Here is a 13,284-nt window from a genome sequence, read left to right on the forward strand (position 1 = left end):
TCATCACGGAGTGGGTTAGATGACGTTCTGGAATCTGTATTTCATCCTGAAGTTCGCGCTGTTCGCGACCGGGCACTTGGAGCCGTTCTGGCTTGCGAACCTCGCGTTCGCGGTGGCGCTCGCGGCGAGCGCGCCGATCCGGCGGCGTGCGTGGCGCCTCGTCCGGCAGCTCGTCGCGATCGCGATCGCGGTGCCGCTGCTCGCACGCGAGATGCATGCGCCGCCGCTCGCCCGGCTCGTCGAGGCCGCGCGCGAAGTGAGCACGTTCCGCCTCGACTACTGGATGGAGCTGCTGCCGCGCCTGCTGCCGCCGGTGCTGCTGCTGACGGTGGCCGGCGCGCTGATCGTCTACTTCGTCGTCAATCGCTGGCTGCGCGTCGCGACGTTCGTGCTGGCGGTGCTGATCGTGATGCCGCTGTGGCAGGCCGGCAGCGGGCTGATGGCGCGCGTCGTCGCACCGCCTCCGCAGCAGGCGAACACGACGGGCACGACGCTCGCCGGCCAGCCGGAGGATCACAACGCCGCCCTCGCGACGTTCCGCACGCAGGAATCGCAGCGGCAGGTCGCGTTCGGCCATCTCGGCAACGATCCGGCCACGCAGTTCGACGTGATCGTGCTGCACATCTGCTCGCTGTCGTGGGACGACCTCGATGCCGCGAAGGTGCGCAACCATCCGATGCTGAGCCACTTCGACTACCTGTTCACCAACTTCAGCACGGCCGCGAGCTACAGCGGCCCGGCGGCGATCCGCGTGCTGCGCGCGAGCTGCGGGCAGGAAGCGCACGCCGACCTGTACAAGCCGGCGCCGCAGCAGTGCTACCTGTTCTCGCAACTGGCGAGCGCGGGCTACAAGGTGCAGTCGCTGCTGAACCACGACGGCCATTTCGACAACTTCCTGCAGGTGGTCCACGACAACATCGGGGTGCCCGACGCGCCGCCGGTGTCGAACGCGGCCGCGCCCGTCGCGATGCACGCGTTCGACGGCTCGCCGATCAAGGACGACTACTCGACGCTCGCGAACTGGTATGCGCAGCGCGCGTCGGTGCCGGGCCCGGTCGCGTTGTACTACAACACGATCAGCCTGCATGACGGCAACCGGCTCGTCGGCAGTTCGCTGACGAGCATCGACTCGTATCCGCAGCGCGCCACGAAGCTGATGGACGACTTCGACCGCCTCGCCGACCTGATCGCACAATCGGGCCGCCGCGCGGTGATCGTGTTCGTGCCCGAGCACGGTGCCGCGCTGCGCGGCGACAAGAACCAGGTCGCGGGCCTGCGCGAGATCCCGACGCCGCGCATCGTGCACGGGCCGGTCGGCGTGCGGCTCATCGGCTTTACCGGCAACCACGGCGCGACGACCGTAATCGATCAGCCGACCAGCTTCCTCGCGCTCGCGCAACTGCTGTCGAACCTCGTGTCGAACAGCCCGTTCAAGCCGGGCACGACGCTCGCGCAGTACGCGGCCGACCTGCCGCGCACGCGGATGGTGGGCGAGAACGAGGGCACGGTGACGATGCAGACGGCCGCGGGCTACTCGGTGAAAACTCCGGATGGTGTATGGATCGACGAACAGTAATGCTTCCCGGCGACGCCGATGACGATCGCCTGTCGCAACCGAACGACGTGATCGGTCTCGCGCGGCATCTGCCCGCGCTCGATCCCGAGCGTTACGTCGACGAACAGGCGCGCCGCGCGTTCATCGAGTCGCTCGACCGGTGGCCGACGCTCGCGAAGCTGATGGGATTGAAGCGCTGAAAGGCGCGGCGGCCGGAGCGGTGTGCGGCGGCGGTTGACCCGATACCGCCCGGGTTCGGTCGACACCAAACCCGGGCATTCAGCCATCTGTCGCAGCCTGGCCGGGCACGTGTCTCACGACTCTCCCGCAGGGGGGCGCATGTCGCGTCAACGATCCGACGTTGACTGCACCTTGCGTTCCGGCTGGCGCGTCCACTCGTTTTCTTCGCCCGGCACCTTGCCGAAGGTCTGATCGGCCCACGCCGCACGGGCCGCGTCGATCTTCGCGCGTGCGCTCGACACGAAATTCCATTCGATGAAACGCTCGCCCGGCAGGTGCGCACCGCCGAGCAGCATCACGCGTGCGCCGTTCGCACTGGCGAGCGTCACGGTCGCGCCGGGTTCGAGCACGGCCATCGTCGCGGGGGCGAGCGGGGTGCCGTCGATGGCGAGGTCGCCGTCGACGAGGTACACGCCGCGCTCCTCATGTTCGGCGTCGAGCGCGAGCGTGCCGCCCGCCGCGAACTCCGCATACGCATAGAGCGTGGGCGAGAACACGGCGACCGGCGACGTGAGCCCGAACGCGGTACCCGCGATCACGCGCACGCTCGCACCGTCACGCGTGAACGACGGCAGCGTCTCGGCCGCATGATGGACGAACGCGGGCGTGGTGTCTTCATGCTCGACCGGCAGCGCGACCCAGGTCTGGATCCCATGGACCGGCTGATCATGCGGCCGGTCTTCGTCGGGCGAGCGCTCCGAATGCACGATGCCGCGGCCGGCCGTCATCCAGTTCACGTCGCCCGGCACGATCTTCTGCCGGAAGCCGAGGCTGTCGTGATGCATCAGCGAGCCGTCGAACAGGTAGGTGACCGTCGCGAGGCCGATGTGCGGATGCGGCAGCACGTCGATGCCGCGGCCGGCCGGCAACACGGCCGGCCCCATCTCGTCGAAGAAGATGAACGGGCCGACGAGGCGCGCGGCGCGCGCGGGCAGCACGCGACGCACGACGAGGTTGCCGATGTCGCTTTCGCGCGGCGTGAGCAGGGTCTTGATCGAGGCGGACATGGTGGGGGTCTCGTGGTCGAGGCGGGACGCGTCAGGCGATCGCTGTGTCGATGGCGATCGGATGCGTGAGGATCTTGTGCACCGGGCACGCGTTCGCGATCTGCAGCAGGCGCTCGCGCTGCTCGCCCGACAGGTCGCCTTCCAGCGTGATGCGGCGCACGATCGTGCTGCCGGTGCCGGCCGATTCGTGCGCGAGCTTCACGTGCACTTCGGTGAGCGGCCAGCCCTTGCGCTGTGCGTACATCTTCAGCGTGATCGCGGTGCATGCGCCGAGGCTCGACAGCAGCAGCGCGACGGGCGCGGGCGCCGCATCGCCGCCGCCCAGTGACGCCGGTTCGTCGGCGCGCCACTGGTGGACGCCGTCGCTGAAGTGGACGAGGTAATCGACGGAGCCGATGCTCGCTTCGACGGACAGTTCGCTCATTGCAGTTCCATGGGGAGAAAGGGGAAGGCCGGCGGCGTGGCCGGGCGTTACGGTTCGAGCAGCCGCTGCAGCCGCAGTTCCTCGAAATCGAGTTCCGATTCGATCCGGTGCAGCACGGCGTCGTCGACCTTGCCGTCGCGATGCAGGTCGAGCAGCGCACGGCGCGACACGCCGACGAGTTCGAGTTCGACGCGCAGCATGCGCGAGCGCACGTTGGCCGGTTCGGCGCCGTGGCGATGCGCGCGTTCGTTGAAGGTGACGCGGTTCCGGTACTCGACGAGCAGGCGCTCGAGCGACGGCCGCTCGAGGGTCGACCCGCGCTTGTCGAGCGCGTCGAGTTCGGCGAGCGCCGCGCCGAACGCATGCGCGCGCACCGCATGCTCGGACATCGTATGCCGCGCGGCCGGGCGCAGCTTCAGCACGCGGATCAGCGGCGCGAGCGTGCCGCCCTGCACGACGAGCGTGGCGATGATCAACAGGAACGTGCTGAACAGGATCAGGTCGCGGCCGGGGAATTGGGCGGGCAGCGCGATCGCGGCCGCGAGGCTGACGACGCCGCGCATGCCGGACCAGCCGAGCACGACGGCCTCGCGCCACGACCACGGTGCGTGGCCGGCGCGCGGCGCGCGCAGGCGGCCCGGCAGCCACATCGCGACGAACACCCACACGATGCGCGCGGCGATCGCGGCGGCGGTGGCAGGCAGCGCGACGCGCAGGCCGGCCATCAGCACCGCGCCTTCATGGTTCACGCGTGCGAGGATCGCGTGCAGCGCGAGGCCGATCAGGATGAACACGAGTGCGTCGAGCACGAACACGATCGCTTCCCACGTCGCCTTCGCCTTGATCCGCATGTCGGCGTCGAACACGCGATGCTGGCGCACGCCGAGCACGAGGCCGCAGGTGACGACCGACAGCACGCCCGAGCCTTCGACGGCTTCCGCGATCCCGTAGCTGCCCCACGCCATCGCGAAGGTCACGACGATGCCGAGCATCGGATCGCGCAGGCGCGGAAGCACCCAGCTCATCGCATGGCCGCACGCGAGGCCGACCGCGATGCCGATCAGCGTGAGCGAGAAGAACAGGCCGGTGGCGCTCGCGGCCGTGATCGACACGGCGAGCGCGGCCGACACGGCCATCTGGTACAGCAGCAGGCCCGACGCATCGTTGACGAGGCTTTCGCCTTCGAGCACCGCGACGAGCCGAGAGGGCAGCGGGTGGCGCTGCAGGATCGCCTTCGCGGCGACCGCGTCCGGCGGCGACACGATCGCGCCGAGCGTGAAGCATGCGGCCCATGGCAGCGCCGGGTTTGCCGCATGCACGGCGAGTGCGACCGCGACGGTGGTGAACACTACCGCGCCGAGCGCGAGCGACGCGATCGGCGCAAGCTCCTGCCGGAATTCCTTCCATGCGGTGTAGAACCCGCTCGACATCAGCAGCGGCGGCAGCACGGCCGCGAGCAGCAGCGCCGGGTCCATGTCGGGTACGCGCTTGCCGGCCACCGCGACCACACAGCCCCCGAGCAGCAGCACGACGGCCGGCGGAATCGAAATCCGTTCGGCGAGCCACGTGAGTGCACCCGCACCGCAGATCAACAGCAGCAGGTAATGAAACAGCTCGACGTTGGTCATGCGTGGCCGGCGGCGAACGATTGCGTCATGACGGCTTGCGATCGTTCGTGGTGCCGCCGGGCAGCGCGCCGAACATGTGCTGGCTGCATTGTGCATCGCGCCAAGCGGTGTTCAGGCGATGGCCCGCGAACATCCGGCGCGCGACGGGCAGGATCTGTTCGCCGGCCAGCATGCCAAGCAGGCCGGTGAGCGCGATGAGCGGCGGCGCCGGCGAATTCACGCGGAGCGCGCCGTAGACGACACCGGCGAGGATGCCGGCAAGCAGCGACAGGCAATACGGTTTCATGGCGGGCGACCCGGGATGGCAGGCGAGCGGCGCGGTGCGCGCCGTCAAGATTTCGAAAGCGTATCGGGTTTGCGCGAAGAATAAAAGCGCGGGGAGCCCCGAACCGGCATCGATTCCGTTTCCCGGGTGTTCGCGCCGTGCGTTTGCGGATTAAATACTTCGAGCCGGATGACGATCCGGCGCTGACATACCTCCGGCTCCTGCCGTTTCGACGGTCGCGGCAGGCCCGTCTTTTTTTCGTTCACGGGACACCTTGCGCCATGAGCAATCCGAAGCGCGTGTGCAGGTGCTCGCGTATTCGGACGAGATGCTGATCGTGCGCTGCGCCCGGGCCGCTGCGTGCTGTCCGGCGAGAAGATCATTTGCGGCGACGCCGTTTTCAGCCCGCGCGGGCGGGCGCCGTTCGAACCGAATTCGATGATCCTGGCGGCGGTGCTCGACTGTCCGCGCGCGTCGACGGTCCGCCCGCACGGTCAGGTGCTCGCGCGTTCGGCGCAGTTGCTGGTCGTACGCCGGGTCGAACCGGGCCGCGCGCACTTCGGCGAGCAGCACTGGAAACCCGGGCGGGCACGGCAGGCCGGGGTCTGCGTGCTGTCCGGCGCACGGATCGCGTGCGGGGACGACGTGTTCCGCCCGCGTGGTCGGCCGATGCCGCCGAATGCACGCGCGATGATTCTGGCCATCGCACTCGACGGCGCCGGGCTGAAGTACGGCGGGTGACGCGGCGCGTTCGTGCTTGCGTTCGCGTTTATGCCATGACAAAGGGCGGCCGAAGCCGCCCCTTGCCGTGTCGTGGCCGGCAACGCACTCGCCGGTGCGTTGCCGCGTCGCTCCGCCGTTACAGGTTCGGCGACAGTTGCAGCGCGTTCGTCAGGTCGCCCATCGGCTGCCCGCCGTTCGCCTTCAAAGCGTCGTCGCGCTGTTGCAGGCCCGCGAGGCGCGGCAGCGAGAAGCGGCGCGTGATGAAGCGCAGGATCGACGCGGTGTCGTATTGCGTGTGGTCGACGAAGCCCTTTTTCGAGAACGGCGACACGATGAGTGCCGGAATCCGCGTGCCCGGGCCCCAGCGGTCGCCCTTCGGCGGCGCCACGTGATCCCAGAAGCCGCCGTTTTCGTCGTACGTGACGACCACGACCATGTTCTTCCACTGCGGGCTTGCCTGCAGGTGGGCAAGCACGTTCGCGATGTGCTGGTCGCCGCTCGCGACGTCCGTGTAACCCGGGTGCTCGTTCAGGTTGCCCTGCGGCTTGTAGAACGCGACCTGCGGCAGCGTGCCCGCGTCGATCGCCTTGATGAACTCGCTGCCGTCGGTGCCGCCGTCGAGCAGGTGCTGCGCGCGGTTCGCGCTGCCCGGCGCCTGGTTCGCGTAGTAGTTGAACGGCTGGTGGTGCGGCTGGAAGTTCGGCGCTGTCATGTTCGGGCCGTAGATCACGTTCGCCGTGCCGCTCTGTGCGGCTTGCAGCGCCTGGTTCCACGCGCCGCTGTACCATGCCCACGACACGCCCGCGTTGGTCAGCAGGTCGCCGATGTTCTGTTGCGACTGCGGCGGCAGCGTCGTCGCGGCCGACGGATCGGCGAGGGTCGGGTCGCCGCCCGATGCGGCCTTGTTGCCGCTCGGCTGGTACGGCGGCTGCATCGTGTTGATCGCGTAGAAGTCCGGCGTCAGGTTGCCCGAATTCACGAACTTCGGCACGCCGTCGAGCGCCGAGGCCGGCGAGTTGCTCGCGAGCTGCAGCGACTTGCCGTCCGCGGCGACGGCCGAGATCGAGCCGGCCGCGGGGCTCTTGTTCGCGTTCGCGTAGAACGGCGCACACGCGCAGATCAGGTACTGGTGGTTCAGGAACGAGCCGCCGAACGCGCCCATGAAGAAGTTGTCGGCGAGCGTGAACTGCTGCGCGATCTTCCACAGCGGCAGCTTCGTCGCGTCGGGCGTGTAGTGGCCCATCACGAGGCCGCCCGAGTCGGCCCACGCGGCGAACATGTCGTTCTTGCCGCCGTTGATCTGCATCTGGTTCTCGTAGAAGCGGTGATACAGGTCGCGCGTCGTCACGCTCATCGGCGTGTTGAAGCCGTTCGGGTCGTCGATCGCGAACGGCGCGTTCGGCAGGTTCGCCGTCATCGCTTCGGTCACGGCCGGCGTGACGCCCTTCGCGGTCAGGCCGCCCCAGGCCTTCGGCAGCGTCGCGAGCGGCTGGCCGTTGCGGTCCTTCTGCTGCGCGCTTGCCGCAGTCACATTCTGCAGGCCGTTCGCGCCCGGGAAGTTGCCGTACAGGTTGTCGAAGCTGCGGTTTTCCGCGTAGATCACGACGACGTTCTTCACCGTCGACAGGCCTTGCTGCTGCACGTCGTCGCCGCCGCAGGCGGTCAGGGCGGCGGCCGCGGCAACGGCGATCGGTGTAAAGCGAATCCAGGCGTGGTTTTTCATCCGTTGTACTCTCTATCTCTCTTGTCGCGTGGGAAACCGGCGCATTCGTGTACCGCCGGTTCGCGAGGGGAACCGTGGCATGTCCGGCTGTAAGCATTTTGAGGGTGCGATTTGACAGCCGGGTGTAGGCGTCCTTTCGATTACCTGTCGATTGGCCGTCATGTAACGGTCATGCGGTTGACATAAACTCCGGCCGCTCCTGAACCCACTTTCCGACGAATCGATGAAGCCTCGCCAACCGACAGCCGGCGCGTTCGCGCGTTCGTGGCTGCACCTGACCGGCGCATTCGCGCTGGCCACCACGCTTGCAACCCTTGCCGGCTGTGACGGACAGCCGGGGGCGGGGGCGCCGCCCGCGCAGTCCGCGCGCGCGGCGAGTGCGCCGGGCGCCGAGAACATGGTTGCGTCCGCAACGGTTTTCGCCAGCGGCGCGGTGGTCGAGACGGACCGGCCGCAGACACGGGCACAAGTTTACGAAGGCGTGCGTCGGATGACGGCGCTCGGCAAGCAACTTTTCTTCGACCCTACGCTGTCAGGTTCCGGCAAGCTCGCGTGCGCGTCGTGCCACAGCCCCGATCACGCATTCGGTCCGCCCAATGCGCTGGCCGTGCAGTTCGGCGGCGACGACATGAAGCGCCCCGGTTTTCGCGCGGTGCCGTCGCTGAAGTACCTGCAGGGCGTGCCGCAGTTCACCGAGCATTTCCACGATTCCGACGACGAAGGCGACGAGAGCGTCGATGCGGGCCCGACGGGCGGCCTCACGTGGGACGGCCGGGTCGACACGGGCGCCGAGCAGGCGCGCATTCCGCTCACGTCGCCGTTCGAGATGAACAGCTCGCCCGCGAAGGTGGCGCAGGCCGTGAAGGCCGCGCCGTATGCGGACGAGTTCCGCGCGGTGTTCGGCGTGAAGGTGCTCGACGACGACGCAGCCGCGTTCAAGGCCGTGCTGCGCGCGCTCGAGACGTTCGAGCAGACGCCCGAGCTGTTCTCGCCGTACACGAGCAAGTACGACGCGTATCTCGCCGGCCATGCGCAGCTCACGCCGGCCGAATTGCGCGGCCTGCAGTTGTTCAACGACGAGAAGAAGGGCAATTGCGCGAGCTGCCACATCAGCCAGCGCGCGCTCGACGGCACGCCGCCGCAGTTCAGCGATTTCGGGCTGATCGCGATCGCGGTGCCGCGCAATCGCGCGTTGCCCGTCAATCGCGACCCGCGTTTCAACGATCTCGGCGCGTGCGGCCCCGAGCGTACCGACCTGAAGGGCCGCGACGAATTCTGCGGGCTGTTCCGCACGCCGTCGCTGCGCAACGTCGCACTGCGCAAGACGTTCTTCCACAACGGCGTGTATCACACGCTGGAGGACGTGATGCGCTTCTACGTCGAGCGCGACATCCATCCGGAGAAGTTCTATCCGGTCGTGCACGGCAAGGTGCAGATCTACGACGACCTGCCCAGGCGCTACTGGCCGAACATCAACCGCGAGGCGCCGTTCGATCGCAAGCGCGGCGAGCAGCCGGCGCTGAACGCGGCCGAGATCAAGGACGTGATCGCGTTCCTGGGTACGCTGACCGACGGATATCAGCAAACGGCCGCGCCGGCCGGCCGCTAGGGCCAGCGCAAGCCCGTCATTCGCGTGAACAGGCCCTAGCAGGCGGCGCGAACGGCACGCATGCTATCCTCGCTCGCTGACAGGCGCAGTGTGCGTGCCGGTTCGCCGGCATGCACGGCGCCGTTCGATCGAACATCCAAGGAGAACAACATGTCGATGCGTGCATCCCTTTCCGTCGTCACGCGCGTGCTGGCCGGCGCCGCGTGCGCAGCAGCGATGCTGCCCGCCCATGCGCAGAACAACCTGAACTTCCTGAACGACACGCCGCTCAGCTACTTCAGCAAGACCGATCGTGCGTCGCTTTCCAAGGCGGTCGTGCAGGTGCGCGACGAAGGCAAGGACGGCGAGACCACGACGTGGCAGAGCACCGGCCGCGGCACGCAGATCGATGCGAAGCTCACGCCGACCACGACCGAGACGGACGGCAAGACCTGCCGTGAAATCGCCACCGACATCACCGCGAAGGGCCAGACGATGACGCTCAAGCCCGTCTATTGCAAGAGCGACGCGGGCAAGTGGCAGCTGCAGAAACGCTGAGCGCGCGCGTGATGAAGCGGGGCGGCGCGGCGCGCACGGTGTCGTGCGGCGTCGTGATCCTCGATGGGGCCGGTCGCGTGTTCCTCGCCCACGCGACGGATACCACCCACTGGGACATCCCGAAGGGGCAGGGCGAGCCGGGCGAGTCGCCGGTCGATGCGGCGCTGCGTGAACTGCTCGAGGAAACCGGCATCGCATTCGCGCCGGCCCGGTTGCTCGATCTCGGGCGTTTTGCTTACCGGCACGACAAGGACCTGCACCTGTTCGCGGTGCAGGTGGCCGACGGCGAGATCGATCCCGCGCAGTGCACGTGCACGTCGCTGTTTCCGAGCCGTCGCGACGGCTCGATGATTCCCGAGATGGATGCGTATCGCTGGACCGTGCCCGGCGACATCGACGCGTATGCAAGCCGCAGCCTCGCGCGGCTGTTTCGCACGAAGCTGTCGCTGGTGGCGTTGCATCGGCGGTTGACGGGCGGGTGAGTGAGCGCGGCGGCTTGCGCTGCGTCATGACGGGGCTTTCGCTTCGCAGCACGCAATAAAAAACCGGCCCTGGGGCCGGTTTTTTTATGGTCACGCGACGGCGGCTTGCGAAGCCGCGCGCCGCGTGCGGAGCATGCCGTTACGCCGGCTTGCCCCAGCTGTCACGCAGCCCGACGATCCGGTTGAACACGGGCTGGCCCGGCTTCGAATCGACCCGGTCGGCCACGAAGTAGCCGTGACGCTCGAACTGCAGGCGCGTTTCCGGCGCGATGTCGCCGTTGCCCGGCTCGAGGTACGCTTGCACGATCTTCTTCGAATCGGGGTTCAGTGCCTCGAGGAAGTTCGCGCCGCCCGCGTCCGGATGCGGCTCCTTGAACAGGCGGTCGTAGATCCGCACTTCCGCCGGCTGCGCATGCTTCGCGCTGACCCAGTGGATGTTGCCCTTGACCTTGTACGCGTTCGCGCCTTCGGTGCCCGACTTGCTGTCCGGGAAGTAGTTGCAGTGCACGGCCGTCACGTTGCCTTCGGCGTCCTTGTCGAAGCCCGTGCACTCGATCACGTAGCCGTAGCGCAGGCGCACCTTGTTGCCCGGGAACAGGCGGAAATAGCCCTTCGGCGGATTCTCGACGAAGTCCTCGCGTTCGATCCACAGCTCGCGCGAGATCGGGAACGTGCGCACGCCGCGATCCGGGTGGTGCGGATGCACGGGCGCCGTGCACGCTTCTTCGAGGTCTTCCGGGTAGTTGTCGATCACGAGCTTCAGCGGATCGAGCACGGCGACCGTGCGCGCGGCCTTGTCGTCGAGGTCATCGCGCAGCGCGCCTTCGAAGATGCTCATGTCGATCCACGAGTCGATCTTCGTCACGCCGATCCGCTCGCAGAACAGGTGGATGCTCTCCGGCGTGAAGCCGCGGCGGCGCACGCCGACGATCGTCGGCATCCGCGGGTCGTCCCAGCCGTCGACGTGGCCTTCGGTGACGAGCTGCAGCAGCTTGCGCTTGCTGGTGATCGCGTACGTGAGGTTCAGTCGCGAGAATTCGATCTGTTGCGGCAGCGGACGCGTGAACACGCCGGCTTCCGCGAGTTCGTTCAGCACCCAGTCGTACAGCGGCCGGTGATCCTCGAATTCGAGCGTGCACAGCGAATGCGTGATGCCTTCGAGCGCATCCGAGATGCAGTGCGTGTAGTCGTACATCGGGTACACGCACCATGCGTCGCCGGTACGGTAGTGGTGCGCGTAGCGGATCCGGTAGATCACCGGGTCGCGCATGTTCATGTTCGGCGAAGCCATGTCGATCTTCGCGCGCAGCACGTGCTCGCCTTCCTTGAACTCGCCGGCCTTCATGCGGCGGAACAGGTCGAGGTTTTCTTCCGGCGTGCGATCGCGGAACGGCGACGGCTTGCCGCCTTCCGTCAGCGAGCCGCGGTTCGCGCGCATTTCATCGGCGCTCTGGCTGTCGACATACGCCTTGCCGCGCTGGATCAGCAACTCGGCGAACTCGTACAGCTTGTCGTAGTAGTCGCTCGCGAAGTACTGGTGATCGACCGCGTCCTTGCGCCAGTCGAAGCCGAGCCAGCGCACCGCGTCGACGATCGAGTCGACGTACTCGACGCTTTCCTTTTCCGGGTTGGTGTCGTCGAAGCGCAGGTGGCACACGCCGCCGTAGTCGCGCGCGACGCTGAAGTTCAGGCAGATGCTCTTGGCATGGCCGATGTGCAGATAGCCGTTCGGCTCGGGCGGAAAGCGCGTTTCGACGCGGCCGCCCCATTTGCCGGTGCGGTTGTCGTCGTCGATGATGTTGCGGATGAAATTGGAAGCCGCGGGGGCGTCGTTGCGTTCGGTGCTCATGCGGATAGCGTCAGGTTGTGTCGGCGCGTCGTGCCGGTTTAATCCCGTGATTCTACCTGACCGGGGTCCGTCCCGCGCGGCTTGCGGCATGGCGGGGGCGGGTTTCGAGCGATTATCTCGATATTGTGTCGGCTGTAACACGACGTAAATCGGATTGCCCGGGCCGTTTGCTGTTGCCTATGATGGCTGCACCGATTCAATGCCGCCGCCCGGGTTGCCGCGCGGCGGGAGGACACCAAAAATCATGATGAAGAAGACCACGTTTATCGTTCGTACCGCCGTGATCGTCGCGGCCCTGTCGCAACTCGGCGCATGCGCGATGACGCATACGCAGCGCAACGCCGGTATCGGCGCGGCCGCGGGCGGCGCGCTCGGCTACCTGGTGACGGGCGGCCCGCTCGGCACGGTTGCCGGCGCCGCGGCGGGCGGTATCGTCGGCGCGAACGTGCGCTGACCGACAGACATGACGCGAGCCGCCCGTAGCGCGGCTCGCCGTCCGGTCGCGACGCCGCGCTCGACGCGTCCCGACCCCACGCACATCCTTCCGGTATCAGACAGGCAGCATCAGGGAGGAACGGGTGTGCGACACTGCGTCGACGCAACATAACGATTTCACGCGTCGACGCACTTTCCATGAGCCGATTTCCCGTTCGATTCCCCGTTCTCGTCCTGCCGGGCTACGCCAATTCGGGCCCGCTCCACTGGCAGAGCCGCTGGGAGCGTGCCGACGCGCGTTTCTCGCGCGTCGCGATGCCCGACTGGGACCGGGCGTTCCGCAACGGCTGGTGCCTCGCACTCGATCGTGCGGTCGAAGCCGCGCGCGGGCCGGTGCTGCTTGCCGGCCATAGCCTCGGTACGCTGACCGCCGCGTGGTGGGCGACGCGCTATGCGCGCCCGGCCGGGCTCGCGAAAGTGCGCGGCGCGTTGCTGGTCGCGCTGCCTGATCCCGACGGTCCCGCGTTCCCGGCCGATGCGCACGGCTTCGGGCCGGTGCCGTACGAACGGCTGCCGTTTCCGACCTGCGTCGTCGCCAGCAGCGACGATCCTTATGGCTCGCTCGCGTTCGCCCGCACCTGTGCGAACGCATGGGGGAGCGCCTTCCACGATATCGGCCCGCGCGGCCACATCAACGCGGACAGCGGGCTCGGCGACTGGCCCGAGGCACGCGCCTGGCTCGACGCGCTCGCCCACCGCGATTGACGACGCGGGGCGGTGGCTGAGGCTGCTGCCGCGCGCCTGCCC

General features: G+C 67.8%; 14 protein-coding genes. 8 read left to right on the forward strand and 6 right to left on the reverse strand.

The window, feature by feature from the left end; translation table 11 throughout:
• The first annotated feature begins 19 nt into the window (after nt 1–19).
• Together bcsG and ACPTTC_RS08055 are read left to right on the forward strand one after the other, a co-directional pair.
• A complete protein-coding gene (gene bcsG, locus ACPTTC_RS08050) occupies nt 20–1,576 on the forward strand; it encodes a cellulose biosynthesis protein BcsG (RefSeq protein WP_423392130.1) in 1,557 nt (518 codons plus the stop codon).
• Nucleotides 1,558–1,755 carry a hypothetical protein gene (locus ACPTTC_RS08055; protein WP_175971761.1) on the forward strand — a complete coding sequence of 66 codons (198 nt, stop codon included), beginning with the start codon at nt 1,558–1,560 and terminating at the stop codon, nt 1,753–1,755. Before bcsG ends, ACPTTC_RS08055 begins: the two co-directional genes overlap by 19 nt.
• 147 nt (nt 1,756–1,902) lie before the next feature.
• Here ACPTTC_RS08055 and ACPTTC_RS08060 read toward each other — a convergent pair whose 3' ends face one another.
• Genes ACPTTC_RS08060 through ACPTTC_RS08075 form a run of 4 tightly spaced genes read right to left on the reverse strand, consistent with a single transcriptional unit; the run spans nt 1,903 to nt 5,140 of the window.
• On the reverse strand, nt 1,903–2,802 hold the full coding sequence (locus tag ACPTTC_RS08060) for a pirin family protein (protein ID WP_423392131.1): 900 nt from the start codon (nt 2,800–2,802) through the stop codon (nt 1,903–1,905).
• A 31-nt stretch (nt 2,803–2,833) separates the two neighbouring features.
• Nucleotides 2,834–3,226 (reverse strand): OsmC family protein, encoded by a 393-nt coding sequence (locus tag ACPTTC_RS08065; RefSeq protein WP_423392132.1) that lies wholly within the window; start codon nt 3,224–3,226, stop codon nt 2,834–2,836.
• Between the two features lie 47 nt (nt 3,227–3,273).
• On the reverse strand, nt 3,274–4,854 hold the full coding sequence (locus tag ACPTTC_RS08070; protein ID WP_423392133.1) for a cation:proton antiporter: 1,581 nt from the start codon (nt 4,852–4,854) through the stop codon (nt 3,274–3,276).
• A 25-nt stretch (nt 4,855–4,879) separates the two neighbouring features.
• The gene (locus ACPTTC_RS08075) at nt 4,880–5,140 is read right to left on the reverse strand and encodes a XapX domain-containing protein (RefSeq protein ID WP_423392134.1); all 261 of its coding nucleotides are present in this window, start codon (nt 5,138–5,140) and stop codon (nt 4,880–4,882) included.
• Between the two features lie 417 nt (nt 5,141–5,557).
• Here ACPTTC_RS08075 and ACPTTC_RS08080 point away from each other — a divergent pair, with 417 nt between their 5' ends.
• Nucleotides 5,558–5,860 carry a DUF3331 domain-containing protein gene (locus tag ACPTTC_RS08080; RefSeq protein ID WP_423392135.1) on the forward strand — a complete coding sequence of 101 codons (303 nt, stop codon included), beginning with the start codon at nt 5,558–5,560 and terminating at the stop codon, nt 5,858–5,860.
• 118 nt (nt 5,861–5,978) lie between these two features.
• Here ACPTTC_RS08080 and ACPTTC_RS08085 read toward each other — a convergent pair whose 3' ends face one another.
• Nucleotides 5,979–7,565: an acid phosphatase gene (locus ACPTTC_RS08085; protein ID WP_423392136.1), complete on the reverse strand. Its 1,587-nt coding sequence runs from the start codon at nt 7,563–7,565 to the stop codon at nt 5,979–5,981.
• Between the two features lie 223 nt (nt 7,566–7,788).
• Here ACPTTC_RS08085 and ACPTTC_RS08090 point away from each other — a divergent pair, with 223 nt between their 5' ends.
• The 3 genes from ACPTTC_RS08090 (at nt 7,789) to ACPTTC_RS08100 (ending at nt 10,193) form a co-directional block, all read left to right on the forward strand.
• Nucleotides 7,789–9,174, forward strand: coding sequence for a cytochrome-c peroxidase (locus ACPTTC_RS08090; protein WP_423392137.1), 1,386 nt, complete (start codon nt 7,789–7,791; stop codon nt 9,172–9,174).
• 150 nt (nt 9,175–9,324) lie between these two features.
• On the forward strand, nt 9,325–9,711 hold the full coding sequence (locus ACPTTC_RS08095) for a hypothetical protein (protein ID WP_423392138.1): 387 nt from the start codon (nt 9,325–9,327) through the stop codon (nt 9,709–9,711).
• An 11-nt stretch (nt 9,712–9,722) separates the two neighbouring features.
• Entirely contained in the window at nt 9,723–10,193 is a 471-nt protein-coding gene (locus tag ACPTTC_RS08100) for an NUDIX hydrolase (protein ID WP_423393333.1), read from the forward strand.
• Nucleotides 10,194–10,332: 139 nt separating this feature from the next.
• Here ACPTTC_RS08100 and ACPTTC_RS08105 read toward each other — a convergent pair whose 3' ends face one another.
• On the reverse strand, nt 10,333–12,042 hold the full coding sequence (locus ACPTTC_RS08105) for a glutamine--tRNA ligase/YqeY domain fusion protein (protein ID WP_175953036.1): 1,710 nt from the start codon (nt 12,040–12,042) through the stop codon (nt 10,333–10,335).
• 244 nt (nt 12,043–12,286) lie between these two features.
• Between ACPTTC_RS08105 and ACPTTC_RS08110 the strand changes: the two genes are divergently transcribed.
• The gene (locus ACPTTC_RS08110) at nt 12,287–12,496 is read left to right on the forward strand and encodes an ornithine acetyltransferase (RefSeq protein ID WP_011351716.1); all 210 of its coding nucleotides are present in this window, start codon (nt 12,287–12,289) and stop codon (nt 12,494–12,496) included.
• A 179-nt stretch (nt 12,497–12,675) separates the two neighbouring features.
• On the forward strand, nt 12,676–13,242 hold the full coding sequence (locus tag ACPTTC_RS08115) for an RBBP9/YdeN family alpha/beta hydrolase (RefSeq protein ID WP_423392139.1): 567 nt from the start codon (nt 12,676–12,678) through the stop codon (nt 13,240–13,242).
• The last annotated feature ends 42 nt before the right edge of the window (nt 13,243–13,284 follow it).

The organism is Burkholderia mycopellens (assembly GCF_964265025.1).
Lineage (GTDB): Bacteria > Pseudomonadota > Gammaproteobacteria > Burkholderiales > Burkholderiaceae > Burkholderia.